This window comes from Shinella sp. SUS2 (assembly GCF_001262505.1).
Classification (GTDB): Bacteria; Pseudomonadota; Alphaproteobacteria; order Rhizobiales; family Rhizobiaceae; genus Shinella.
The window spans coordinates 84,148-109,096 of the sequence record NZ_KQ410734.1 but is presented as its reverse complement, the minus strand read 5'-3'; the positions used below and the strand labels follow the sequence as shown (position 1 = coordinate 109,096).

The window sequence follows — 24,949 nt, the reverse complement described above, 5'->3', positions numbered from 1 at the left end:
TCAGGCCGCCTGCGGCTCGACGAACATGCGACCCTTCATCTCCATGTGCATGGCATGGCAGAACCACGAGCAGTAGTACCAGTAGACGCCGGGCTTGTCGGCGATAAAGGTCACCGAAGCCGTCGCCTGCGGAGCCACCTCCATGTTGAGACCGTAGTTGATGATGGAGAAGCCGTGGCTGAGGTCTTCGACTTCGTCGATATTGGTGACGTAGACCGTCACCTCGTCGCCCTGCTTGACGGAGAAGGTCTCCAGCCCGAAGGCCGGCGCGGCGGAGGTCATGTAGACGCGCACCTTGTTGCCGTCGCGGATCACTTCGCTGTCGGCCATCAGATCGATGCCGTCGGCCGCGGCCTGCTTCACCGCATCGGCGAAGAACGGGTCGTCGCGCTTCCACACATGCACCGGATCGATCTTCGAGCGGTGGACGATGGTGGCGTCATGCGGTTCGGCGAAGGTCGGATTGTCGTGCACCAACACCATCTCGTCGCCGGAGATATCGATGAGCTGGTCATTCTCCGGCTTCAGCGGGCCGACGTTGAGATACCGGTCCTTGGAGAACTTGTTGAGCGAGATCAGCCACTTGCCGTCCGCATCCTTGGTCTGGCCCATGGAGGTGTGGTTATGGCCGGGCTGGTAGTGCACGTCGAGCTTCTGGCGGATCGGATCGACCTTTTCACCCTTATAGGCGCGCTTGGCATCCTCGATGTTCCACTTGCAGATCTGGCTGTCGATGAAGAGCGTCGTATAGGCATTGCCCCTGCCGTCATAGGCCGTGTGCAACGGGCCGAGACCGAGCTCCGGCGCGGCGACGATCGTCTCCTTCGGCTGGATCTTGTCTTCGAACAGATCGTCGAAGGTGCGCACATCCATGACGGTCACGGTCGGCGAGAGCTTGCCGTTGGCGACGATATGGATGCCGTCAGGCGCGGTGTTCATGCCGTGCGGGCCGTTGGAGATCGGGATGTAGCGGGTGAACGGCGAGCCCTTGCGCCCGTCGAGAACCGGCACCCCGCCCATCTCGGTGAAGTCGCCGCGGGCAACCGCCTCCTCGATGCGCTTCAGGTTGAACACGACGACCCAGTCCTGCTCGGCCTCCATCATCTCGGCAAGGTTCACGCCCTCCTCCGAATTGTAGCAGGTGGAGAAGGCATATTTGCCCTGGTAGTCGGCATCGACATTGTCGAGGTTGCCATCCACCATGATCTGCCAGGCGACCTTCATCGTCTCGCCGTCCACGGCCGAGAAGATCGAGCGGTAATGCGACTTGTCGTCGAGCACCTTGCCGTCGTTCGGGATCGGCACGCGATCCTCGCCGTTGCAGAAGACATAGCCGGTCTTCGGATATTTCTGGACACGCAGGCCATGGACCGTGTGCTGGTTGGGCAGCTGCACGATCTTGTCGCACTTCATCACGTCGAGGCGAATGCGGCAGACGCGGGTGTTCGCCTTGTCGTTGGCAAAGAGATAGCGGCCGTCATAGGTCCCCTCGGTGAAGGAGGGGTGCGGATGGTGCAGGTCACCGTTGAGATAGGCGGCGGCGCCGCGCTTGTTCATCAGTTCGCGATATTCCGGCAGCATGCCCTCTGTCAGGATCTTCAGGCTCTCGTTGGTCTGCCCCCAGCCGGTGGCGCTGCACCGGTTGAAGACCGGAATGCGCATCAGCTCACGCATCGAGGGAAGGCCGAGGATGCGCACCTCGCCCGTCTGGCCGGAGGAGAAGAAGACGTAATACTCGTCGAGTTCGCCCGGCTTGACCTCGTAATTGCCGCTGGCAGCGGCCTGTGCAAGCGCGGGCGCCGCGGTGATGCTGCCGAGGGCGAGCGCACCGGTTCCCACCGCCCCCGCCGCGACAGCCGTGGAACCGAGCAATTGGCGGCGGCTCAGACCTGCTTTCGTTTCATCCTGTGACATGGCACCTCTCCTTGTTCTGGTGTCAGTTCGGCGATCCGGCAGCCGGATCGGGTTTCTCGATGGCGACGCCCCTGTGGGTGATGACCGGCGGAGCCGGCCCCGGCCCGCGTGTTGCGGGCGAGGACAGCCGCTCGAACTTCTCCCGCTTCAGCCGCACCTGGATCATGTGCGGACAGCGATGGTCGTCGTGGTAGAGTTCCTGGCAGTGCATGCAGTAGATGCATTCGTTGACGTTGATCTGCCCCTCGGGATGGATGGCCTGCACGGGGCATTCCTTGGCGCAGCGCTGGCAGGGAGAGCCGCATTCGGGCCACCGCTTCAACCATTCGAACATGCGGATGCGGCCGGGAATGGCGAGCGCGGCGCCGAGCGGGCAGAGGTAGCGGCAATAGAAGCGCTCGATAAAGAGGCCGAGCGAGAGCAGCGTCAGCGCAAAGATCACGAAGGGCCAGTCACGGGCAAACTTCAGGATGATCGCCGTCTTGAACGGCTCGACCTCGGCAAAGACCTCAGCGAGCGCGACCGAGTAGAACGACAGGCCGAACAGGCCGAGGAAGAGGATGTACTTCACCGGCCACAGCCGCTCGTGCAGCCAGAACGGCACCTTGATCTGCGGCACCTTCAGCCATTGTGCGAAATTGTTGGTGAGTTCCTGCAGGGCGCCGAACGGGCAGAGCCAGCCGCAGAACGGCCCCCGCCCCCAGAAGAGGAGCCCCGCCGCAACTGTCGCCCAGAGGATGAAGATCAGTGGCGCGGAGAGGAAGAACTCCCAGTTGAAGCCGGTGATCAGCGCATTGGTGAAGGTCAGGACATTGACGACGGAAAGCTGCGCATTGGCATACCAGCCGAGCCAGACCAGAACGAAGGCGAGATAGGAGCGCCGCACCCAGACATGCAGCACGGGACGGCGAACGAGCCAGTCCTGGAAGAAGAAGATGACGGTGAGCAGCAGCAGCGCGAAGGCCGTGATACCGATCTCAACCGTGTTCATGCGCCACATCTGCATCCAGAGCGGCTCACTCTCGTCTGCGAACGGTGCGGCAGCCTGCGGTTCGGCTTCGGTCGTGGCGACCGGCACCGGCTTCGCCTTTTCGACAGTGACGTAGCGATCCGGCAGGCTGTAGCCGAGGTCGAAGGGCAGGACGGCCTTGTCGCGCACGCTCCAGGAGCGCTGCACCAGCAATTGCAGCTCCCAGGGCGCCGTTACGTCGAAGACAAAATCCTCCGGCACGGTGAAGAGCGCGATTTCCCGGAAGGGCGGCGCGCCTTCGGCGGCGATATCGGCAAGTCGCGTGTGCCCGCGGTCGCGGAACCGAACGCCCTGCCCGTCCTGCATCAGCTCGATGCGATCGAAGATGCCGCCGCGCACATAGCCCGAGCCCTTGAACGAATAGGCCCCGTCACCGGCAACGAGAATGGCCTGCTGGCCCGGCCGCAGCTTTGCGCGAAGCCGCTCATAGCCTTCCTCGCCGAGCAGGCTGAGGCCGATTTCCGGCACGCTGGCGGGCGCGATGTAGAGCGAGATGAAGCGGTCTTCGGGGCTGCGCGTTTCGGGATGCTGCGCGGCCTTGTCCTCACCGGCGCGTGCGAAAGCCTCGCTCACCTCGCCGACGGACAGGCCGAGGCCGCGGATGGAGCCGTCGCCGACGAGTTCCTCCCAGGAACGGGCCGCGCCGGCTTCCGTCTTGAGCTTGCGGATTTCGGCCGGCGGCGCTGCACCTACCGCAACATCGCCCCCCAATCGCCCGCTGCGGATGAGCCGCACGGCCGAGCGCACGACGCTGTCGCCCATGACGAGCACCGTCACCGTCGCACCGCTGACGATGTCGACCTGGGGCGGGCGTTCCGCGCCTGCGGCGACACGGCCGATATCGCGGCCGATCAGTGTGTCGAGCGCGGCAACCACCTTCTCCTCGGGAATGCCGATGAGGACGATCGGTTCCTGGTGATGGACCAGCTTGAAGCCGCGCAGCACACCCTGCGGGTCGATGCCGGCGAGGATGTGGATCGGCTTGCCCGAATAGCCGGTCGCGCTGGTGAAATCGGAATTGAGGTAAGCGTAGCCGGCGAGAACTTCGCCTCGCCAGACCGGAGCGATCGGTGGTTCGCCTGCCGGCTCGCCGAAGCGGTCAGCACCGGGAAAGAGATCCGATGGTTGTGCTTTCGGCAGGTACTCCGCTAGCCGGGAGGCGGCCTCTGCCATCGACACGGCCGGCATCGCCGCCAGCAGGGTGAACAGCACCAGCAGGACCCGTCTCAACCAGACGACGGGACGTGTCGTTTTGCGGGATAGGGTCTGCGGGCAGTCCGTCAAGGTGTCGTATTCCGGCAAGCGAGTATCGATGCCGGCATTCTAGGCAAGATACCTGCGCGCAATTTGTTGCAGCACAAACACCGCAGCGATCCACGATGGGAGAGTGGCGCATGCAAGGGAGATGCTGCCGATGCCGCTACTCGGGAACGAGCCTTCGGGCACCGTGGAAACCATGGAAGAGCTTTTTGCGATCGCCGCGGCGATGGAGCAGGAGGCCATCGCGGGCTATGCCTCACTCGCCGATCGCATGAGGAGAGAAGGCCGGCCCGACCTTGCCGCGGTCTTTGAAAAGCTGGTGGAGGAGGAGAGCGGCCACCTCGGCAATGTCGGCTACTGGTCGCAGCGCACGACCGGCAAGGAACCGGACCCGTCCGCGGTGCGCTGGAGCCTCGACCCGACCTTCGACGACGAAGGCGCTTCCCTTGTCGCACCGGAACTCATCAACGCCTACCGCGTCTTCTCGATCGCCGTGCGCAACGAGGAACGTGCTTTCACCTTCTGGACCTATCTCGCCTCCCGCAGCGCCTCCGCGCCGCTGCGCGAGGCGGCCGAACAGATGGCGCGCGAGGAACTGTCGCATATCGCGACCTTGCGGCAGGAACGGCGGCGTGCCTTCCATCTCCAGCGCGAAGCAATATCCGGAAAGGCGCAGCAGTGGACGCTCGTCGCCCTTGAGGAGCGCCTATCGACGCTGCTTGCCGCGAGGGCCGTCGAAGACGTGCCGAGATCAGCCGGGGCCACGCTCGCGGACCTGTCGGCTCAGGCCAGCGCCCGCGCAAAAGCCCTTACCCACCACCCGCTGTCGCCGGCACTCGTTTCACTGGACCCGGCCGTGCTGGAAGCCCCGCGGGCTTTGGGCGAAGCCTTGCTCGACGCCTACCTCGATCTTGCCGAACGCCTTCCGGACGAAGCGGGCCGCGCCCGGGCGCAAACCTATGCCGCCCGGATCCTCGATTGCATATCTGCCCTTCGAACGGGCCGCTGAAAGAGCTGACAGGCCGAAGGACGCAGCCGGCGGGCAGAGGTCGATGGTTCGCCAACCTCGGCCCGGACAACCGTCGCTGCCACCACTCACCGAGCAGCAGCAGCGCCGGGCTTTCGCCCTCAGGCGGCAGGCGCCTCGAAGCGCGGAAAGAGCACCGTGTTTTCCAGATGCATGTGCATCACGAGATCGTCGGTAAGCTTTCTCAGCCCGGTATAAAGCGCCGTCCACGAACCGCAGGCGCCCGATGGCAGGGCCATACCGTGGGCGGCATGCTCGATATCATGGAGAAGCCGCACGGCATCGTCGTGTTCGCGGCGCATCTGTGTGACCGGTTGGTTGATCCGGGCGGCCCCGCCCCGACGCATCATCGGGAAAACCACCTGTTCCTCGTTCATCATGTGACCTTCCAGCTCGTCGCGCAGCGCGGTCAGCGCCGCGGCAAGCCCCGAGGGCGCAGCCGGATGGTCCCCGTGGACCCGCTCGACCTTCTCGGCAAGCGGGATAAGGAAAGCCAGTTCCTGCCGATGGGTCTCGTGATAGCGGCTGAGGAGATGCTCGATGAGCGGCTCCGTCTCCTCCGGCGCATCCCGGCCGGCCGACCGTTCGAGTGCTTCCAGCGTGGCTAGCAGGTCTTCCGGCGAAAGCCCCGCTCGCTCGGCCGCGGCACGAAGCGGGATATCGCCCGCACAGCAGAAGTTGATGGCCGATCGACGGAACAGATCGGCAGCGCCCGGCAGTTCCGCGGCAATCGACGTCACGGTCCGGTCAAGAGAAAGCGTTTGCATCCTGGCTCCTTTGCAAGGGTTGGCGTTTCCAGTTTTCGCCAACCCTTGCAGGAGAAGAGCAGCCGGTCTTTGCGCCGGGGCAAAGAAGAGGCGCCTCCGGGCTCACGCCGCCACAGCCACCGAGAACCGGCTGCGATATTCGCCTGGAGAGAGACCGAGGATGCGGTGGAACACACGGCGGAACGCGGCCGCGTCCTCGTAGCCCACCGCAAAGGCGATCTGATCGACGGTGCGTCGCGTGAACTCCAGCAGCTCCCGCGCCTTGCCGATCCGCAGGTGCTGCACATATTCGATCGGCTTCATGCCGGTCGCCGTCTTAAAGCGGCGCAGGAAGGTGCGTTCCTCCAGCCGCGCATGGCCGGCCATATCGGCGATGCTGGTGGGCCGGCCGCCTCGTTCTTGCAGCCAGTGTTGCACTTTCAGCACCGCCTCATCGCCATGGGTGAGGCGGGGCGCGAAATTGCTGTAATGCCGCTGTTCGCGTCCGGACGGATCGACCAACAGGAACTTGCCCGTCTCGATTGTCACGGAGGGGCCGAGCAGGCGATCGACGATGCGCAAGCCGAGATCGGTCCAGGCCATCAGCCCGCCGGCGGTGATGATGTCGCCATCCTCGATGACGATCTTGTCCGCCTCCAGTCGCACATCGGGAAATCGTTCGCGAAACCGCTCGGCAAACAGCCAGTGCGTGGTGGCGGGGCGGCCGGCAAGCAGGCCCGTCGCCGCCAGGATGAACGTCCCGCCGCAGGTGGAGGCAAGCGTTGCCCCCTGGCCGTGGCGGTCCAGCAGCCAGCGGGCGTAAGGCGCCGCCTCCTCCGCTTCGGCCGGCCCTGTCAGCCGACCCGGCACGACGAGGATATCCGGCGTTCCGGGAGCACCGGGATCGGTGTCATGGCTGCGGGAAAAGCGTCCTTCCGCATCCATGCGCCAATGGCTGACCCGCACGGCGGGTCCGCCGCGATCACGCGAGAAGATCGACGCGATGGCGAAGAGGTCCGTGATGCCGTGCACCATCGCAGCCTGGCAATCCCGGTAGAGCATCAATCCGACTTCCATTGCGCATCTCCCGCCTTTTGTCAGTTTCGGCTCGCCTTCTGTCAGAAGCGCCCATCCAGCCCGGACACACGCCAGAGTATCTCTATTCACACGGGAGGCAATCAAGCCCTCGACAAAAGGAGACAGACCAATGAGCACGATCACAACCCGGGACGGCACGCATATCTTCTACAAGGACTGGGGTCCGCGCGACGGCCAGCCCATCCTGTTCTCTCACGGCTGGCCGCTCAGCGCCGATACCTGGGATGCACAGATGGTGTTCTTCGCCAGTCAGGGTTTTCGCACCATCGCCCACGACCGCCGCAGCCACGGCCGGTCCGACCAGGTCTGGCACAACAACACCATGGACCAATATGCCGATGACCTGGCAGAACTGATCGAGCAGCTGGACCTCCGCGCCGTCATCCTTGTCGGCCATTCCACGGGCGGCGGCGAAGTCACCCGCTATATCGGCCGCCACGGCACGGACCGCGTCGCCAAGGTCGCACTGATCGGCGCCGTTCCGCCGCTGATGCTGAAGACGGAAGCCAATCCCGGTGGCCTGCCTATCGATGTCTTCGACGGCATCCGCAAGGGCACCTATGACAATCGCAGCCAGTTCTTCAAGGACGTGACCATTCCTTTCTACGGCTACAACAGAGATGGTGCCGTCCTTTCCGAAGGTATTCGCGAGGAGTTCTGGCGGCAGGGCATGATGGGCGGCCTCAAGGGCCAGCTCGACAGCATCCGCGCTTTCTCCGAAAGCGATTTCCACCAGGATCTCAAGGCCTTCGACAAGCCGACGCTGGTGCTGCACGGCGACGACGACCAGATCGTGCCGATCGGCGCCTCCGCCCTGTCGACCGTCCGGATCGTCGAACATGCCGTGCTGAAGGTCTACGAGGGCGCCGATCACGGCCTAACGCAGACCCACCAGGACCGGTTCAACGCCGACCTTCTCGCCTTCATCAATGCCTGACCGCCTTCCGGCACGGGCCTCGGCGCCAGAGCGCGCCGGCCCGGCGCCGTTTCATCCAACGCGCTATCAAGGAGACAGACCATGAGCAAAGACACTTTCCTCGTCACCGGCGCATCCGACGGCATCGGCGCGGTCTATGCGGACCGGCTTGCCCGCCGCGGCCACAACCTGCTGCTCGTCGCACGCCGTGCCGAAAGACTGGCGGCGCTTGCCGCGCGGCTGCGGGCGGCGCACGGCGTTACCGTCGAAACTCTCGCTGCCGACCTTGCACGGCCCGAAGGGTTGACCGCGGTCGAAGCCCGCCTGCGCGAGGATGCCGCCATCACCGGCCTCGTCAACAATGCCGGCATCGCCGGGGAAGGCATGATCACCGAACTGGACCCCGTGAACGTCACCGGCATGATCAACCTCAACATCCTCGCCGTCACCCGCCTTGCCGCAGCGATCGCTCCGCGGCTTGCCGCCACAGGCAGGGGTACGATCATCAACATAACCTCGGTCACCGCACTCATGCCGGCCGCCTTCACCGCCGTCTATCCGGCCACGAAGGCCTACGTCCTCGCTTTCACCGAGGCGCTGCAAGCGCAGCTTTCCCCGGCCGGCGTCCGGGTGCAGGGCGTTTTGCCGGGCATCACACGCACCGCGATCTGGGAGGAAGAAAAGCTTGAAACCCTGCCAGCAGCCATGGTCATGGACGTCGAGGAGATGGTCGATGCCGCACTGGCCGGCCTTGATCTCGGCGAGGCGCTGACCGTTCCCTCCCTTCCGGACACGGCCGATCTGGACGCCTACCTTGCCGCCCGTGACGCCCTGCGGCCGAACCTCTCGCTTGCCCGCGCCGCAGCCCGCTATGGGCTTGGCAACGCATGAAACAGAAAGAGCGGAACATCTGTTCAAAAGCCCGCGCGTCCGGGGCAGCTCCGGAGGCGCAAGCCCCCTCTGCGCCGCGGCGCCTTCGGCAAACGATCCCTACCACCGCAGCCAGCGGCGGCCGAGCAGTGCCCCGGCACCAGTAACGATAGCGATACCGATCGTGTACCAGGTGGCAAGGAAAAGTGGGCTGTCGTCCGGGCAGTGCCAGGCATAGATTGCCGCGGCAATGGCGCCGGCAGCAAATCCGGCCGCCGCGCCCGCCATTGCCGGGTTCTCCGGCGCTCCCCGCCGAAGCGCCCAAAACAGGCCGGCCAGTGGGGCAAGCGACAGAATGGGCACGAAAAGCAGGCAGAAAAGCGCATTCTCGCCGACCATGCTGGCCGCCCATGTACCTTGAGGCAATACGGAAAGCTCCATCACGACGGCGGCTACGACCATCATCACCGGCAAGGCAAGCAGCAGGGCCGGCAGGCGGATCGCCACACCCGGTCGCCCGATGCGCATGGCCAGCCGCGCCGCAAGCACGGCAAGCACCAGCGTCACCCCGATCTTGAAACAGACCCGCGCCGTCTCGAAGACCGTCGCCATGTTGTGTCGCAGGCCGACGGTGGCAATGAGCAGCACGGCGGAGAACACGACACCCACCGCAAGCGCGGTGCCGATCGCCCGGCCATAGCGCAGGCGAACGGGCGCGTCTTGCGTCATCAGGGTGATCAGCTCATCGGTCTTCATGTCAGTCGCTCCGATAGAAGGCGGCCAGCGATTTCAGCGCCCGGTGGAGGGCGACGCGCACCGCGCCCTCCGTCATCTTCAACCGCGCCGCCGTCTCGCGGATACCCTCCCCTTCGATCGAGATCGAGCGGACGATATCGCGCTGTGGATCCTTCAGCCGCGCCAGCACCGCCTCCGTGTCGAGGCGGTCGGCGGCCTCGTGCGTCTCGTCCGCCGCCTCCAGGAAATCGGAAACGTCGTCGATCGGCACGCTGCCATGCCTGCCGCGACGGCGCAGACTGTCAACCAGCTTGTTGCGCACGATCGTCGTCAGCCAGGGGCCGAGCGGCCGGGCGGGATCCCAGGTGCCGCGCTTCAGGTGAATGGCGAGCAGCACTTCCTGCACCACATCCTCCGCCTCGCTCGGCGGCGCGCCATATTGATCGCAACGCCGCCGTGCCATGGCACGCAGATGCGGCGTTACAGCCGTGAGAAAACGGTTGTAGGCCGGCGCATCGCCCTCGATGGCGAGCCGCAACCATGCTGCCCATTCCTCTTCACGCGCCGCTTGTTTCACCGTTTCCTTCTCTACGTTCGGGAACACGACTTTGTTACCGCGCGAAGGGAAAGAAATCCGCAACGCAACCAACCGCCTGATACGCCAGTCTTTTTCTTACACCCTCGCCTCTTCGGCAAGACCTTCGCCGTAAAAAGAACCCCTGTGCTGTCCCGACAAGGCATGTTTTCCGTATGAGCCCGCGTACCCCCTGGAGCCGGCCGATGTTCGGCATGCACGCGACTGCTCATGCCACACCGCTTTTTGTGGCCTGCCAACGACGGCGCAAGAGGCATACGTCACGGACAGCCCAAACGCCTGATCCCGTAGAAGTTCGCGACAAATCCTTTTCGATATCGCGCTAGAATCGACCATAGAATAGTATTTTTTTCTTACACTGTGGACATTACGGCATCAATGTGCCAAACAATGTCCATATTGCGACGCGCTATCGTTTTTGCGAAGCCTCTTGGCCTGCGCGTATTCCATACCGCTGAGTGCGTCATCAGCTGACAATCAACAAAGGAGAGTGCCCCGCTTCCGGAGCCGGGCCCAGGACAATATGGCTTTTGCAACTGAGAGCGGTTCTTCGGCAAACGACCCGGAGATCAAGATCAGTATCAAGAATGTCTTCAAGGTTTTCGGCGAGCGGCCAGACAAGGCTCTTGCCCTTCTGAAGGCCGGCAAGACGAAGGCGGATATCCACGCGGCCACAGGCTGCACCATCGGCGTCAACAACGCCAGCTTCGATATCCGCACCGGCGAAATCTTCGTCATCATGGGACTTTCGGGCTCCGGAAAATCCACCATGCTGCGCCTCATCAACCGGCTGATCGAGCCGACATCGGGGGCGATCGAGATCGAGGGCCGCGACGTGGCGCGCATGCCGCGCAGCGAGCTGATCGCACTCCGCCGCCGCGACATCAGCATGGTCTTCCAATCCTTCGCGCTGCTGCCGAACCGCAACGTCATCGACAATGCTGCCTTCGGTCTGGAAGTTGCGGGCATTGGCGAGACCGAGCGCAGGCAGCGCGCCGGCGCGGCGCTGCGGGCTGTCGGGCTGGAAGGCTATGACGACAGCCGTACAGATCAGCTCTCCGGCGGCATGAAGCAGCGTGTCGGCCTCGCCCGGGCGCTTGCCGGCGAGCCAAGCGTTCTCCTGATGGACGAAGCCTTTTCCGCGCTTGACCCCCTTATCCGCACGGAAATGCAGGACGAGCTGGTGCGCCTTCAGGCCGAGCACAGCCGGACCATCGTCTTCGTCAGCCACGACCTCGACGAGGCCATGCGCATCGGCGACCGCATCTGCATCATGCAGAACGGCGCGGTCGTGCAGGTCGGCACACCCGACGAGATCGTGCTGAAGCCCGCCAACGATTACGTCCGCTCCTTCTTCCGCAATGTCGACGTCTCGCAGGTCTTCCGCGCCGGGGATGTCGCCCGCAAGACGCAGGTGACGATCATCGAGCGCCAGGGCGTCTCCGCCGCCGCTGCGTTGGAGCGCATGGAGCATTTCGACAGGGACGTCGCCATCATCCTCGGCCGCGACAAGACCTTCCACGGCATGGTCAGCCGCACCTCGCTGGTATCGACCACCCTGGACGGCGCGAGCGATCCCTACCGTCGCGCCTTCCTGCCGGGGGTAGAGCCAATCCCCGCATCGGAAAACCTCGCCAATGTCCTCGGCAAGGTCGCCGCCAGTGCCTTTCCGGTTCCGGTCGTCGACGAGGCCAACCGCTACCTCGGCTCCATCAGCAAATCCGCGCTTCTCGAGGCGCTTGACCGCACCGCCTGATCCCGCCGACCCGGAGAAAATCCATGACATTCGATATCGGTGACGGCGTCGACAGTGCCGTCAATTACATCCTCGACAACTTCGCCCCGCTGCTCGATTTCATCGCCGCCGCGATCGGCACGGTGACGAACGGTATCCAGGCCGTACTGCTGGCGGTACCCATGCCCCTCGGCCTTGCCGTTTTTGTCCTGCTCTCGCTCTGGCGCGTCGGCTTCGGCTTTGCCGCCTTCACTGCCGCCTCGCTGTGGCTCGTCGAGCATATGGGCCTGTGGTCCGCGATGATGGAGACACTGTCGCTGGTTCTTGCCTCGACGCTGGTCGCCATGCTGATCGGCCTGCCGCTCGGCATCGCCATGGCGCGCAGCAACCGGGTCGCGGCGGTCGTGCGCCCCATACTGGATCTCATGCAGACCATGCCCGCCTTCGTCTACCTGATCCCGGCAGCGATGTTCTTCGGCCTCGGCGCCGTACCCGGCACCATCGCGACCGTCATCTTCTCGATGCCGCCGGTCGTGCGCCTCACCAATCTCGGCATTCGTCAGGTGCATGTCGAATATATCGAGGCTGGCAATGCCTTCGGCTGCACGGCTCCGCAGCTGCTCTTCAAGGTGCAGCTTCCCAACGCCATGCCCTCCATCATGGCCGGTATCAACCAGACGATCATGCTGTCGCTCTCGATGGTGGTGATTGCCTCGATGATCGGCGCGGGCGGCATCGGCAACACCGTGCTGACCGGGATCCAGCGTCTCGACGTCGGCACCGGATTCGAGGGCGGTATCGCCGTCGTCATTCTCGCGGTGATCCTCGACCGGATCACCCAGAGCCTCGGAAAGGCGCGCGCCAGCCTCTGGCGCACCGTCTTCCGACCCCGGGTACAGGCGCCGGCGGCTTCCACCGCCACGGCCTGATACCCGAAAGCCGGCGGCACACGCCGCCGAATGCGACCCCTCCCAAAGGAGCAAAGATGTTCAAGACACTCGCTACACTCGGCCTTGCGGCTGGAATGCTGGTCGGCGCGGCCGGCGCGACGCTGGCCGAAGGCAAGGCACCGGTGAAGATCGGCTGGTCGGCCTGGTCCGACGCCGAATTCGTGACGAAACTTGCCGCCAAGCTCATCAAGAACGAACTCGGCCGTGAGGTCGAGCTGGTTCAGACCGATGTCGCTCCGCTCTACCAGGGCGTCGGCCGCGGCGACCTCGACCTGATGATGATGGCCTGGCTGCCTGAGACCCACGCCGACTATTTCGCTAAGGTGAAGGACAAGGTAACGACGCTCGGCACCGTCTATGACGGGGCAAGGCTCGGCTGGGTGGTGCCTGCCTATGTGCCGGAAGACGCCATCGCCTCCATCGAGGACCTGAAGAAGGACGATGTGAAGGAGAAGCTGAAGGGCCGCGTCGAGGGCATCGATCCGGGCGCGGGCCTCACCCGTCTGTCGGAACAGGCGGTCAAGAACTATGGCCTTGACGGCTACAAGCTGCAGATCTCCAGCGAAGCCGGCATGCTGACGACGGTCGACCGGGCGATCCGCAAGGAGGAATGGTTCGTCGCCACCTCCTGGAGCCCGCACTGGATGTTCGGCAAATACAAGCTGCGCTACATCGACGACCCGAAGGGCGCGCTCGGCAAGGCCGAGCATGTCGACGTGATCGCCCGCAAGGATTTCGACAAGGACAACCCCGATGTCGCGGCCTTCCTGTCGCGCATGAAGCTGCCGATCGCCGATCTCGAGGCCGCGATGTTCAACGCGCAGGAGACCTCCTACGAGAAGGCCGTCGACAAGTACATCGCCGACCATCCCGATCAGATCAAGGCCTGGCTCGCCAAGGAAGACGGCTGACGCCGGCCCACCATCGATGGCCTGCCTCGCGCGGACCGCGCGGGGCATCTCTTTCACGAACTGAGGACACCGACATGCACACCGACGCTACACTCGCCCCGCGAACCGCCGTCGATACGGCCTACGACACGATCGGCGGGCGCATTTCGCTCGCGCGCGATGCCGTCGGCCTCACCGTCGAAGAAATCTCGGCCATTGCCGGCGTGACGGTCGAGACCTGGAGCAACTGGGAGAACGACCGCGCAGAGCCCCGCGCCAATCGCCTCGACATGCTCGCCCGTATCCTGCAGGTGAGCATCGCCTGGCTGCTCGACGGTCAGGGCAAGGGGCCGATGGAGAACGGCTAAGCTTCCTAGCTTGCGTCGAGCGCCTGCACCAGATCGGCCACCAGATCATCGGGATGTTCGATGCCGATAGAGAGGCGGATGGTCGATTCAAGCACGCCGATGCGCTGGCGCACCTCCACGGGGATACCCGAATGGGTCATCGTCGCGGGGTGCGAAGCGAGCGATTCCGTACCGCCGAGACTGACGGCGAGCTTGAAGATCTTCAGCGCGTTCAGGAACCGGAACGAGGCCGGCTGCCCGCCCTTGATATCGAAGGAAAAGGTCGAGCCGGCGCCGCTGCACTGGGTGGCGAAGGTCCGGCCGGCCGGCGAAGCGGGGTCGTAGAAGGGCAGATAGTGGATCGCCTCCACCTTGGGGTGCTCCCGCAGGAATGCGGCGACCGCCGCGGCATTGCTGTTGGCCCGTTCCATGCGGATCTGCAGTGTCTCCAGCGAGCGCCCGAGCATCCAGCAGGAATGCGGGTCGAGCTGCGTGCCGATCGCGCCGCGCAGCGCCTTGACCTGCTTCATCACGGCCTTCCGACCGAGCGCCGCCCCCGCGATCAGGTCCGAGTGACCGCCGACATACTTGGTCAGCGAATAGAGCGAGAGATCCGCTCCGTGCTCGATCGGCCGCTGGAAGACGGGGCCGAGCAGCGTGTTGTCGCAGGCGACGATCGGTATGTGGCCCTGCCGCGCACCGATCGCGTCGGCGACGCGGCGGATCATCGCGATATCGACAAGGCTGTTGGTGGGGTTTGCAGGCGTTTCGACGAGGATGACGGAAACCCGGCCCTTCTGCATTGCCGCCTCCGCCGCTGCCTGCACCGATGCCTCGCTGACGCCGTCGGCAAAACCCACGGCCGAGACGCCGAGATTGAGGAAGGTCTTTGCGAGCAGGGTCTCAGTACCGCCATAGAGGGGCTGCGAATGCAGCACGGCATCGCCTGGCCGCACGAGGGCGAGCAGCGTGGTGGCAATCGCCGACATGCCGGACGAAAACAGCGCGCAGCTTTCCGTCCGCTCATAGACGGCGAGGCGATCCTCGACGATCTCGCTGTTGGGATGGTTGAAGCGCGAATAGACGAGACCGGCCCCCCGGCCCTCCGGCGGTTCCTTGCGTCCGGACACATAGTCGAAGAAGTCCCGCCCATCTTCGGCGGACTTGAAGACGAAGGTCGATGTCAGGAAGACCGGCGGCTTGACGGCGCCTTCGGAGAGTTCGGGATCATAGCCATAGTTCAGCATCTGCGTTTCGGGATGCAGGGCATGGTTGCCGATATGGGTTCTCGACGGATGCGGCGCGGTCATGAAACGTCTCCCTCGTTCGTGTAGCCAGCTCCAGACGCAAATTATATCAAACCCTGTGGCGTTTCCTTGCTATTTGATGCGATTTATTGTTTTCAGAAGAAACTTCTTGCGAGGATATCTGAAAATTGTCGCAAAAAATTGCAGATGAGATCGACCGGCGTATCCTGCGTGAACTCGCCGCGGATGCCCGTATCACCAACAACGAACTGGCCGAACGGATCGGCCTGTCCGCATCCGCATGCCTGCGCCGGCTGCGGCGCCTGGAGGAAACGGGAATTATCCGCGGCTATGCCGCGATCATCGACCCGATCGTGGAGGGCTGGACGATGACCGCCATCGCATCGATCCGCCTCAGCCGCCAGCACGACGACGAAATCCGCATGTTCGAAGAGGCCGTCAAGGGCTGGGACGAGGTCATCGAATGCCAGCTGGTGACGGGCGCGAGGGACTATGTGCTGACCGTCATGAGCGCCGGCCTCGACCACTATGAGCGCTTCATCAAGGACAAGATCGCCAAGCTGAAATGCGTCGACACGATCGAAACCAGCTTCGTGATGAACACGATCAAGGCGCGGCGATCCTAGCGCCGCGCCTTGAGGAGGCTGCAAGTTCGGAGCTCAGGGGAGAGCCGCGGTCACTCCGCCGGCTGCAGCGCCGGCGCCGGGACCGGCATCTCCTCGAGATCGCCGCTCAGCGCGGCGTTCAGCTTGGCGACGTCCAGCTCGTTTTCCCAGCGAGCGACGACGATCGTCGCAACGGCGTTGCCGATGAAGTTGGTCAGCGCCCGGCATTCCGACATGAAACGGTCGATACCGAGGATAAGCGCCATGCCGGCGACCGGCACGGAGGGCACGACGGAAAGCGTCGCGGCGAGCGTGATAAAACCTGCACCGGTGATGCCGGCTGCCCCCTTGGAGCTCAGCATCGCTACGAGCAGCAGCAGGATCTGATCACCCATCGACAGCGGGATGTCGACTGCCTGCGCGATGAAGAGGGCGGCAAGTGTCATGTAGATGTTCGTGCCGTCGAGATTGAACGAATAGCCCGTCGGGATGACGAGGCCGACGACCGATCGCTTGCAACCTGCCTGTTCCATCTTCTGCATCAGGCCCGGCAGCGCCGCCTCGGACGAAGACGTGCCGAGAACAAGCAGCAACTCTTCCTTGATGTAGCGGATCAGCGCGATGATCGAGAAGCCGTTGTACTTTGCGACGGCACCCAAAACGACGAAGACGAAGAGAAAGGCGGTCAGGTAGAAGGTGGCGATCAGGAAGGCAAGGTTGGCGACCGAGCCGATGCCGTATTTGCCGATGGTGAAGGCCATGGCACCGAAGGCGCCGATCGGCGCGGCCTTCATGAGGATGGCGACCAGCCGGAAGATCGGGGTCGTCAGGGCCTGCAGGAAATCGACGACCGGTTTGCCCTGCTCGCCGACCATGCCGAGCGCGATGCCGAACAGTACCGAGAAGAACAGAACCTGCAGGATATCACCCTCGGCGAATGCGCCGACGATGGTCTGCGGGATGATGTTCATCAGGAAGCCGGTGATGGTCGATTCATGCGCCTTGCTGGCATAGGTCGCCACGGCATTGGCGTCGAGCGAGGCCGGATCGATATGCATGCCCGCGCCCGGCTGCACGACATTGGCGACGACCATGCCCACCGCAAGCGCGAGCGTCGAGAAGGTGAGGAAGTAGATCATCGCCTTGCCGGCGACGCGCCCCACCTTCTTCAGATCGGACATGCCTGCAATGCCGGTCGCGACCGTCAGAAAGATGACCGGGGCGATGATCATCTTGACGAGCCGGATGAAGGCATCGCCGAGCGGTTTCAGGCCGGCACCGAAATCGGGATAGTAGTGACCGACGAGCATGCCGGCAACGATGGCCACGATCACCTGGACATAGAGATGACGGTAGAACGGCAACGGGCCACGGTCCGGCGTGGCGGCAGACGAAATGTGCATGGCTTCCTCCTTTGGCACCCCAACCAGCACGCTGGCTCTTCCCGGGGTGGCTTTGCTGCAATCGCAGAAGGCTTCGCAAAGGGCGTGCCAGTTCGTGAATCCAAAGATAACCCATTGTTTTAAAAAGATTTCATGTGGTGGCGCCACCCGCGCCAGCCAGCCAAAGTGCGACATTCCGCACAAGAGGCATTGAGTATCGTGCGGTTTTATGCTCAAAATCACCGATGACCTCGGCCCCGCTGACGCGCAACCAGATCGCCCTCCACCGCGCGACGCGGCGGCAGTGGGCGGTGTTTACCGCCGCAGTCTTCGCTCTTGCCTTCGCCGCACTTTATACCGCCGGCCTCTATGGCCGAGCCACGGCCCTTTCGGCGCTGGAGGAGCAGGGCCGGACCGAGGCGAACCTCAAGGTCGCACTGCTTCAGGCCGTTCTGGAGCGCCCGCGGGCCCTTCCCTTCCTGCTCTCCCGCGATCGTGACGTCACCGAAGCCTTGGCCGGTGTCGACGCTGCCAGGCGATCCCGGCTCGACCGCAAGCTGGAGGATCTGGTTGCCGGCACCAATGCGGCGGTCATCTATCTCATCGACGCAACGGGCGTGGCGATCGCGGCCAGCAACTGGCGCGAGCCGACGAGCTTCGTCGGAAACGACTATTCGTTCCGCGCCTATTTTTCCCGTGCGATGGCGGAGGGTACGGCGGAGCATTTCGCGCTCGGCTCGGTCAGCAAAAGACCCGGCCTCTACATCTCCCACCGTATCGGACCGGCCGCCGCACCCCTCGGCGTCGTCGTCGTCAAGATGGAATTCGACCAGCTGGAGCGCGACTGGCACGAAACGCAGCGCCCCTCCTATGTGGTCGATGCCAACCACGTGGTGCTGATCACCAGCATTCCTTCCTGGCGCTTCATGACGACGGAGCCGCTGCCGGCCGAAAGCCTCGCGGCCATTCGCGAAAGCCTGCAGTTCGGAGAAGCTCCGCTTGCCCCGCTTCCCTTCAAACCCATCGGGGATGGCCCGTTGTTGCGCGCCGTCCAGCCAGGCGGCAGCGCGGAGACCTATCTGCGCATAAGGACACCTGTCGCCACGACGCCATGGCATTTCGAATATCTCATGCCGACCGGCAGCGTCGTCGCCGCCAGCATGCGCGAAACCCGCGTACTGGCCCTCCTTGCCGTCGGTGCGGTCACGCTTGTCGCAGCTCTCTGGCTGCGCCGGCGTCAGGTGGCGCTCGCCAATGCCGTCCGCGATCAGGCGGCGCGGGAAGAACTCGAACGCCGCGTGGACGAGCGCACGCGCGACCTCAACCTTGCCCGCGACCACCTGCAGGCCGTGCAGCAGGATCTGGTACAGGCCAACCGGCTCGCCATCCTCGGCCAGGTCGCCGCCGGTGTGGCACATGAAATCAACCAACCGCTCGCCACCATTCGCGCCTATGCCGACAATGCCAGGGTCTTCCTGGCACGCAGCCAGCCGGAGCCGGTTCAGGAAAATCTGGGTCTCATCGCCGGCCTAACCGACCGGATCGCCGGCATTACGGAAGACCTGAAGGCACTCGCCCGCAAGGGGCGCACTGCCGAGGAGCCAGTCGTTCTCCGCGAGGTGATCGATGGTGCGATCCTTTTGCTGCGCAGCCGTTTTACCGGGCGGCTCGACCGTCTCGCCGTCGCCCCCCTGCCGGAGGGGCTGCGCGTCGCCGGCAACCGGCTACGGCTGGAGCAGGTCTTCATCAACCTTTTCCAGAACGCACTCGAAGCCGTGGAGGAGCGCATGGACGGGCGCGTCGACATCACGACCACCACGGAGAACGGTGGTGTCGTCATTTCCGTCACCGACAACGGCCCCGGCCTGCCGGCCGACATCCTCGCGTCACTCTTCGAACCGTTCAACACGTCGAAGGAAAAGGGTCTCGGCCTTGGCCTCGTTATCGCCAAGGACATCGTTTCCGATTATGGCGGCCGGCTGGAGGTCGAGACAGGCCCACAAGGCGCTGCGTTCCGCGTCCATCTGCGAAAGGCTGAAGAATGAGCGTGCCGGTTCTCCTCATCGACGACGACAGGCAACTCCTGCGCGCCACCGCCCAGACACTGGACCTCGCGGGATTTACCGTATCGCCACTCGGCTCGGCCGCCGAGGCGCTGGAGAGACTCGACAAGGATTTTGCCGGTATCGTCGTGTCGGACATCCGCATGCCCGGCATGGATGGAATCCAGCTTTTCGCGCGCATTCGCGCACTGGATGCCGAGATTCCAGTCATTCTCGTCACCGGCCACGGCGATATCGCAACAGCGGTCAAGGCCATCCAGGAGGGCGTCTACGACTTCATCGCCAAACCCTTTCCCGCCGAGCGACTGATCCAATGCGTCCAGCGCGCGGCGGAAAAACGCAGCCTGGTCCTGGAAAACCGCCGGCTTCGGGAAAACGCCCGCCAGGCAGAGGATGATTTCCCCCTGATCGGCCAGACACCCGCGATGGACCGCCTGCGCCAGACGCTGCGACAGATCGCCGATACGGATGTCGACGTGCTCGTCACGGGCGAGACAGGCAGCGGCAAGGAGGTCGTGGCACGCCTGCTGCATGGCTGGAGCCGTCGGGCAAAGGGCAATTTCGTGGCGCTCAACTGCGGCGCCTTGCCCGAGCAGGTGATCGAAAGCGAGCTCTTCGGCCATGAGCCCGGCGCCTTCACCGGCGCCCAAAAGAAGCGCATTGGCCGCATCGAACATTCGAGCGGGGGCACGCTCTTCCTCGACGAACTGGAAAGCATGCCGCTGTCCACACAGATCCAGATGCTGCGCGTGCTCGAACTGCGCGAGGTGACACCGCTCGGCACGAACGAGGTGCGCCCGGTGGATATCCGCATCGTCGCGGCCGCCAAGGTCGATCTTGCCGACCCCGCCCAGCGCAGGGCCTTTCGCGAGGACCTCTATTATCGCCTGAACGTCGTCTCCCTGACCATTCCGCCCCTGCGCGAGCGCCGTGAGGACATTCCGCTGCTGTTCAGCTATTTCGCCGAGCGTGCGGCGCGGCGTTTCCAGCGGACGACGCCCAGCCTTTCGGCCGAAATCCTGCGCCACCTGCGCGAACACGACTGGCCCGGCAATGTACGTGAGCTCTCCCACTTCGCCGAGCGGACGGTGCTGGGCATGACGGCGACGGCGCTCGCGCCGCAAAGCCCAGCCGCTGAAACCGGCGGCGGCGGCTCCCTGCCGGAACGGCTGGAGCGGCTCGAGGCCGAGATCATCCGCGACACGCTCAGCGCCCATGACGGCAATGTGCAGGAAACGATCGCCGCCCTCGGCATTCCGCGCAAGACCTTTTATGACAAGCTCCAGCGCCACGGCATCGTCAGGCGGGAGTTTTCCGCCGCGGGCGAAAAACCGAGCTCTTCGAAGCCGGGCCCCTGATGATCGCCACGCCGCATTTTTCCCGTTGGAAAAGAAGGCCGAGCGATCAAACCTGCCACGGGTTGACTTGTCGCAGCATTTACGTTGATATCAACATCAATGACAACGGGATCGACACCATTGTTCCGCGAACGACGCAAGGTGAGCGTGCCAGTCGGTTCTCGCCCTGCCTGTCATATCGGTTTCAACATCTGCGGCCGCCGCTCCGGCGGGAAGATCCCAACAACGAGGAGGAGTGAAGCATGAAGATCGTGACGAGCCTGAGTTTTCAGGGAGAATGTCGGGCGGCATTCGAATTCTACGCCAAGGTGCTGGGCGGCAAGATCACCGCTGCCTTTCCCTATGGCGAGGCCCCGCCGGACATGCCGATCACCGATCCGAAATACAAGGACTGGTTGATGCATTGCTGGCTGGAAGTGGGCGACCAGGCGCTGATGGGCGCCGACATGGATGCCGGCTGGGCGCCCAATATCGACAAGCCCAAGAACGGGTTCGACGTGACGCTGCACACCACGGACAAGGCCGAGGCCAAGCGCTGGTTCGACCAGCTCGCGGAAGGCGGCAAGATCGGCATGCCGTTCAGCGAAACGTTCTGGTCGCCCGGCTTCGGCTCCCTCGTCGACAAGTTCGGCATCCCGTGGATGATCAACAGCATTCCGTCGGCGGACTGGAAGCCGACACAGGGCTGACCGCGAACACCCCGTGACCTCGGCAGCCCTGTCGGTGGACGCACATGAAAGGCCACCGCCGCGACATCGGCGGTGGCCTTGTGCATTCACGAGGGCAGTCCTAGGCCTTGACGCGCGCAGCCTTCGGATCATAGGCCGGCGCAAGATGCACCGTCAGCGCGAACCGTTCACCCGCAAGGTCGACTTCAAAGCGCCCGTTCTCCAGGAAGGCCTTGTCCACGCCGGCGGCATTCTCGACGAGCCCCAAGGCGACGGCACGGCCGAGCGTGTGGCCATAGGCCGCCGAGCGGGCCTCGCCCACCGGCTTGCCGTCGCGAAGAATGAGCTCGCCGCCCCAGAGCATCGGCAGGGGATCATCGACCGTGAACTGCACGATACGCTTCGACGGCGTGCCGCTCGCCTTTGCCGCAACCAGCGCTTCCCGGCCGATGAAACCACCCGCCTTGTCAAGAGATACCGCGAAGGAAAGACCCGCCTCATAGGGGGTGACGTCCGGTGTCAGCTCGCGGCTCCACGCACGATAGCCTTTTTCAAGCCGCAGCGCCTCCAGTGCATAATAGCCGCAATCCACCAACCCGGCATCGCGTCCCGCCTCCTGCAGCGCCTCATAGACGCCGACGGCGAATTCCGTCGGTACGATCAGCTCCCAGCCGAGCTCGCCGACATAGGTCATACGGTTCGCATAGGCGGTAGCATAGCCGATGTCGATCTCCCGGTTCGTGGCGAAGGGGAAGCCTTCGTTGGAAATGTCCGCGCTGGTGAGGCGAACCAGGATGTCCCGCGACTTCGGCCCCATCAGCGCCAGGACCGCATAGGCCGAGGTCACATCGGTGAGCGTCGCATGGGCACCGGCCGGTATGTTCCTGCCGATCCAGTCCGCATCATGAACGGCCTGCGCCGAGCCGGTGATGAGAAGGAAACGGTCGGCCGCAAGGCGCAGGACCGTCAGGTCGCTCTCATAGCCACCCCGCTCGTTGAGAAGCCCGGTATAGACGGACCGGCCAATCTCCACATCAATCTCGGCCGCGCAGATCCGGTTGAGCACCGACACCGCATCCCGTCCCTGGACGAGAAGCTTGGCAAAGGACGTCTGGTCGAAAAGGCCGGCCGCCTCGCGCACCGCCTTCATCTCCCGTTTCACCGCCTCGTGCCAGTTCTGCCGGCCGAAGGCATAGGCGGTTACAGCCGCCTCGCCCGGGGCGGCAAACCAGTTGGGGCGCTCCCAGCCCATTTTCGAACCGAAGCAGGCGCCCTTGGCGGCAAGCCGGTCATAGAGCGGCGAACGGCGGAAGGGCCTGGCTGTGTCCAGCTCCCGGTTCGGCCAGGGCATGGCATAGTGCAGGCCGAGCGTTTCCTTGACGCGGTCGTGCAGCCAGCGGGGATTGTTGTTGAAAGTGGCGAAGCGGCGGATGTCGACGGGCCAGAGGTCCATGGTCGGTGCGCGGTTGACGATCCATTCCGCCAGCGCCCGTCCGGCGCCGCCGGCACTCGCGATGCCCATCGAATTGAAACCGGCGCCGACATAGAAATTCTTCAGCTCCGGCGCCTCCCCGAGGATGAAATTGTTGTCCGGCGTGAAGCTCTCAGGGCCGTTGTAGAATTTCTTGACCTCGGACGTGGCGAGCTGCGGCACGCGTTGCAGTGCGCTCTGCATGAGAATCTCGAACTGGTCCCAGTCGTCCGGCAGCAGGGCGAACTCGAAATCGTCGGGAATGCCGGCCATGCCCCAGGGCTTCGCCTCCGGCTCGAAGCCGCCCATGACGAGGCCTCCGACCTCCTCCTTGAAGTAGATGTAGCCGTCAGGATCCCGCATGACCGGCAGGTCCGGATGCACGCCCTCGATACGACCCGTGACGATATACATATGCTCGGCCGAATGGAGCGGCACGGAGACACCGCACATTTTCCCGACCTTGCGCGCCCATTGGCCGGCACAGTTGACGACGATCTCGGCCGAGATCGCCCCTCGATCCGTCTCCACGCCCGTGACGGCACCATTCGCCACGGAGACGCCGGTGACCCGGACACGCTCGAAAATACGCGCACCGCGGCTGCGCGCGCCCTTGGCAAGCGACTGCGTGAGATCCGTCGGATTGGCTTTGCCGTCGCCCGGCAACCAGACGGCGCCGACGAGGTCGTCGATCGCCATGACAGGCCAGAGGTCCTGCGCCTCCTTCGGCGAGATCACCTCGATGGCGACGCCCTGCGCCCGGGCGGAGGCGGCCGTGCGCTTCAGCACGGTCATGCGATCGACGGTGCGCGCGACCGAAAGCGAGCCGCAGTTCTTCCAGCCCGTGGCAAGCCCGGTCTCGGCCTCCAGCTCGGTATAGAGCTGCGTCGAGTATTTGATGAGGCTCGTCATGTTGGCATGGCTGCGCAACTGGCCGACGAGGCCTGCCGCGTGCCAGGTGGTGCCGCCGCTCAGCTGCCCCTGCTCCAGGAGCACGACATCCCGCCAGCCGAGTTTCGTCAGATGATATGCGACCGAGCAGCCGATGATCCCGCCGCCGATGATGACGACCTGTGCCTGCGTTGGAAATTCCTGTGCCATGAAACGACCTCCCGATGCCATGGAAGGCCGCACGGTAACAAAACACCGCCAAAGAGCAAGACAAAAAGTTACAAAATATTACATTTCATCACGTCGGAACGATCAGGACCGGCCCCTTTCGCTCCAGCGCCTCGCAGATCGCTTCCGGCGGCAGGCGATCGGTAATGATACCGGCGGCAAGTTCGAAACGTGGAATGCGCAAGGGCGTCAGCCGGCCGAACTTGGAGCTGTCGAGCACGAAATAGGCCTTGCCCGCCGTCGCCACCATGCGCGAACGCTGCTCGGCGCCATTGCGGGTGAAGTCGGTCACCTCGCCATCGGGCGACAGGCCGCCACCGCCGAGAAAGGCGACATCGACGCGAAAATGGCGGATCGCTTCCAGCGCATCGACGCCGACGGCAGCCTCCTCGTCCGGATCGATCTCGCCGCCCAGCATGTGCACACGCACCAGCGGCTGGCGGCACATCAAAAGTGCAATCGACAGCGATGTGGTACAAACTGTTAGGTTTTTCCGCTCCGCCAGCGCCTGCGCCACCGCCAGGGTCGTGGTACCGGAATCGAGGAAGACCACCATTCCGTCCCGCACGAGACCGGCCGCCGCCCGGCCGATTGCCGCCTTGGCATCGGCATTTTCCTCCCGACGCTCCGTAAAGGCCGCCTCGGTCGGCTCGAACAGGGTCGCACCGCCATGGACGAGGTCGAGCTGCCCGCGATCGGCAAGCAGCTTCAGGTCCCGCCGGATCGTCTGCCGCGACACATCGAAGAATTCGGCGAGTTCGGTGATACCGACCGTTCCATCTGCCGCGAGGCGGCGCAGGATCTCAGTGTGGCGGCGGGGGGCTAGGGCACGGGCGCTTTGACTGTCGGACATGATGTTATCTGCGATCATTTTTGTCGCTTTGACAAGCTGGACGAAAAAA

The 24,949-nt window shown here is 64.2% G+C and carries 22 protein-coding genes; 12 read left to right on the top strand and 10 right to left on the bottom strand.

Features of this window, described 5'->3' with window-relative positions; all coding sequences use genetic code 11:
- Positions 1 to 1,914 carry a TAT-dependent nitrous-oxide reductase gene (gene nosZ / locus AKG11_RS20195; protein ID WP_023515388.1) on the bottom strand — a complete coding sequence of 638 codons (1,914 nt, stop codon included), beginning with the start codon at positions 1,912 to 1,914 and terminating at the stop codon, positions 1 to 3.
- A gap of 22 nt (positions 1,915 to 1,936) precedes the next feature.
- Positions 1,937 to 4,228 (bottom strand): NosR/NirI family protein, encoded by a 2,292-nt coding sequence (locus AKG11_RS20190; protein WP_050745309.1) that lies wholly within the window; start codon positions 4,226 to 4,228, stop codon positions 1,937 to 1,939.
- 130 nt (positions 4,229 to 4,358) lie between these two features.
- On the opposite strand from AKG11_RS20190, the gene AKG11_RS20185 reads away from it, so the two are divergent.
- On the top strand, positions 4,359 to 5,213 hold the full coding sequence (locus tag AKG11_RS20185) for a ferritin-like domain-containing protein (RefSeq protein ID WP_050745308.1): 855 nt from the start codon (positions 4,359 to 4,361) through the stop codon (positions 5,211 to 5,213).
- A 119-nt stretch (positions 5,214 to 5,332) separates the two neighbouring features.
- Here the strand turns inward: AKG11_RS20185 and ric are convergent, their stop codons facing one another.
- Together ric and AKG11_RS20175 are read right to left on the bottom strand one after the other, a co-directional pair.
- Entirely contained in the window at positions 5,333 to 5,998 is a 666-nt protein-coding gene (ric, locus tag AKG11_RS20180) for an iron-sulfur cluster repair di-iron protein (RefSeq protein ID WP_050745236.1), read from the bottom strand.
- Between the two features lie 102 nt (positions 5,999 to 6,100).
- Positions 6,101 to 7,054 (bottom strand): GlxA family transcriptional regulator, encoded by a 954-nt coding sequence (locus AKG11_RS20175; protein WP_050745235.1) that lies wholly within the window; start codon positions 7,052 to 7,054, stop codon positions 6,101 to 6,103.
- 130 nt (positions 7,055 to 7,184) lie between these two features.
- Between AKG11_RS20175 and AKG11_RS20170 the strand changes: the two genes are divergently transcribed.
- Both AKG11_RS20170 and AKG11_RS20165 read left to right on the top strand, forming a co-directional pair.
- Positions 7,185 to 8,012 (top strand): alpha/beta fold hydrolase, encoded by an 828-nt coding sequence (locus tag AKG11_RS20170; RefSeq protein ID WP_050745234.1) that lies wholly within the window; start codon positions 7,185 to 7,187, stop codon positions 8,010 to 8,012.
- An 81-nt stretch (positions 8,013 to 8,093) separates the two neighbouring features.
- Complete coding sequence (locus tag AKG11_RS20165) at positions 8,094 to 8,882, top strand: SDR family NAD(P)-dependent oxidoreductase (protein ID WP_050745233.1); 789 nt, start codon at positions 8,094 to 8,096, stop codon at positions 8,880 to 8,882.
- Between the two features lie 99 nt (positions 8,883 to 8,981).
- Here the strand turns inward: AKG11_RS20165 and AKG11_RS20160 are convergent, their stop codons facing one another.
- Both AKG11_RS20160 and AKG11_RS20155 read right to left on the bottom strand, forming a co-directional pair.
- A complete protein-coding gene (locus AKG11_RS20160) occupies positions 8,982 to 9,617 on the bottom strand; it encodes an NrsF family protein (RefSeq protein ID WP_023515381.1) in 636 nt (211 codons plus the stop codon).
- A gap of 1 nt (position 9,618) precedes the next feature.
- The gene (locus AKG11_RS20155) at positions 9,619 to 10,173 is read right to left on the bottom strand and encodes a sigma-70 family RNA polymerase sigma factor (RefSeq protein WP_050745232.1); all 555 of its coding nucleotides are present in this window, start codon (positions 10,171 to 10,173) and stop codon (positions 9,619 to 9,621) included.
- A 541-nt stretch (positions 10,174 to 10,714) separates the two neighbouring features.
- On the opposite strand from AKG11_RS20155, the gene proV reads away from it, so the two are divergent.
- From proV to AKG11_RS20135, 4 genes are all read left to right on the top strand, one after another.
- Positions 10,715 to 11,947 carry a glycine betaine/L-proline ABC transporter ATP-binding protein ProV gene (gene proV, locus AKG11_RS20150; protein ID WP_050745231.1) on the top strand — a complete coding sequence of 411 codons (1,233 nt, stop codon included), beginning with the start codon at positions 10,715 to 10,717 and terminating at the stop codon, positions 11,945 to 11,947.
- 23 nt (positions 11,948 to 11,970) lie between these two features.
- Positions 11,971 to 12,855 carry an ABC transporter permease gene (locus tag AKG11_RS20145; protein WP_050745230.1) on the top strand — a complete coding sequence of 295 codons (885 nt, stop codon included), beginning with the start codon at positions 11,971 to 11,973 and terminating at the stop codon, positions 12,853 to 12,855.
- A 56-nt stretch (positions 12,856 to 12,911) separates the two neighbouring features.
- On the top strand, positions 12,912 to 13,787 hold the full coding sequence (locus tag AKG11_RS20140; RefSeq protein WP_050745229.1) for a glycine betaine ABC transporter substrate-binding protein: 876 nt from the start codon (positions 12,912 to 12,914) through the stop codon (positions 13,785 to 13,787).
- 74 nt (positions 13,788 to 13,861) lie between these two features.
- Entirely contained in the window at positions 13,862 to 14,134 is a 273-nt protein-coding gene (locus AKG11_RS20135; protein ID WP_023514209.1) for a helix-turn-helix domain-containing protein, read from the top strand.
- 5 nt (positions 14,135 to 14,139) lie between these two features.
- Here AKG11_RS20135 and AKG11_RS20130 read toward each other — a convergent pair whose 3' ends face one another.
- On the bottom strand, positions 14,140 to 15,423 hold the full coding sequence (locus AKG11_RS20130; RefSeq protein ID WP_050745228.1) for a cystathionine gamma-synthase family protein: 1,284 nt from the start codon (positions 15,421 to 15,423) through the stop codon (positions 14,140 to 14,142).
- Positions 15,424 to 15,548: 125 nt separating this feature from the next.
- Here AKG11_RS20130 and AKG11_RS20125 point away from each other — a divergent pair, with 125 nt between their 5' ends.
- Positions 15,549 to 16,007, top strand: a complete 459-nt coding sequence (locus AKG11_RS20125) for an Lrp/AsnC family transcriptional regulator (RefSeq protein WP_050745227.1) — start codon at positions 15,549 to 15,551, stop codon at positions 16,005 to 16,007.
- 50 nt (positions 16,008 to 16,057) lie between these two features.
- On the opposite strand, the gene AKG11_RS20120 is transcribed toward AKG11_RS20125, so the two are convergent.
- On the bottom strand, positions 16,058 to 17,389 hold the full coding sequence (locus tag AKG11_RS20120; protein WP_050745226.1) for a dicarboxylate/amino acid:cation symporter: 1,332 nt from the start codon (positions 17,387 to 17,389) through the stop codon (positions 16,058 to 16,060).
- Between the two features lie 224 nt (positions 17,390 to 17,613).
- On the opposite strand from AKG11_RS20120, the gene AKG11_RS20115 reads away from it, so the two are divergent.
- From AKG11_RS20115 to AKG11_RS20105, 4 genes are read left to right on the top strand one after another with little or no spacing between them, the layout of a single operon-like run.
- Positions 17,614 to 19,413: a sensor histidine kinase gene (locus AKG11_RS20115; RefSeq protein ID WP_050745225.1), complete on the top strand. Its 1,800-nt coding sequence runs from the start codon at positions 17,614 to 17,616 to the stop codon at positions 19,411 to 19,413.
- A complete protein-coding gene (locus AKG11_RS20110) occupies positions 19,410 to 20,789 on the top strand; it encodes a sigma-54-dependent transcriptional regulator (protein WP_023514204.1) in 1,380 nt (459 codons plus the stop codon). Before AKG11_RS20115 ends, AKG11_RS20110 begins: the two co-directional genes overlap by 4 nt.
- Positions 20,789 to 21,028, top strand: coding sequence for a hypothetical protein (locus AKG11_RS34620; RefSeq protein WP_156334112.1), 240 nt, complete (start codon positions 20,789 to 20,791; stop codon positions 21,026 to 21,028). The genes AKG11_RS20110 and AKG11_RS34620 overlap by 1 nt, the downstream gene beginning before the upstream one ends.
- A gap of 3 nt (positions 21,029 to 21,031) precedes the next feature.
- The gene (locus AKG11_RS20105; RefSeq protein ID WP_023514203.1) at positions 21,032 to 21,478 is read left to right on the top strand and encodes a VOC family protein; all 447 of its coding nucleotides are present in this window, start codon (positions 21,032 to 21,034) and stop codon (positions 21,476 to 21,478) included.
- 100 nt (positions 21,479 to 21,578) lie between these two features.
- Here the strand turns inward: AKG11_RS20105 and AKG11_RS20100 are convergent, their stop codons facing one another.
- Positions 21,579 to 24,029 carry a GcvT family protein gene (locus AKG11_RS20100; RefSeq protein WP_050745224.1) on the bottom strand — a complete coding sequence of 817 codons (2,451 nt, stop codon included), beginning with the start codon at positions 24,027 to 24,029 and terminating at the stop codon, positions 21,579 to 21,581.
- Between the two features lie 88 nt (positions 24,030 to 24,117).
- Positions 24,118 to 24,900: a DeoR/GlpR family DNA-binding transcription regulator gene (locus tag AKG11_RS20095; RefSeq protein WP_037405406.1), complete on the bottom strand. Its 783-nt coding sequence runs from the start codon at positions 24,898 to 24,900 to the stop codon at positions 24,118 to 24,120.
- Between the last annotated feature and the right edge of the window lie 49 nt (positions 24,901 to 24,949).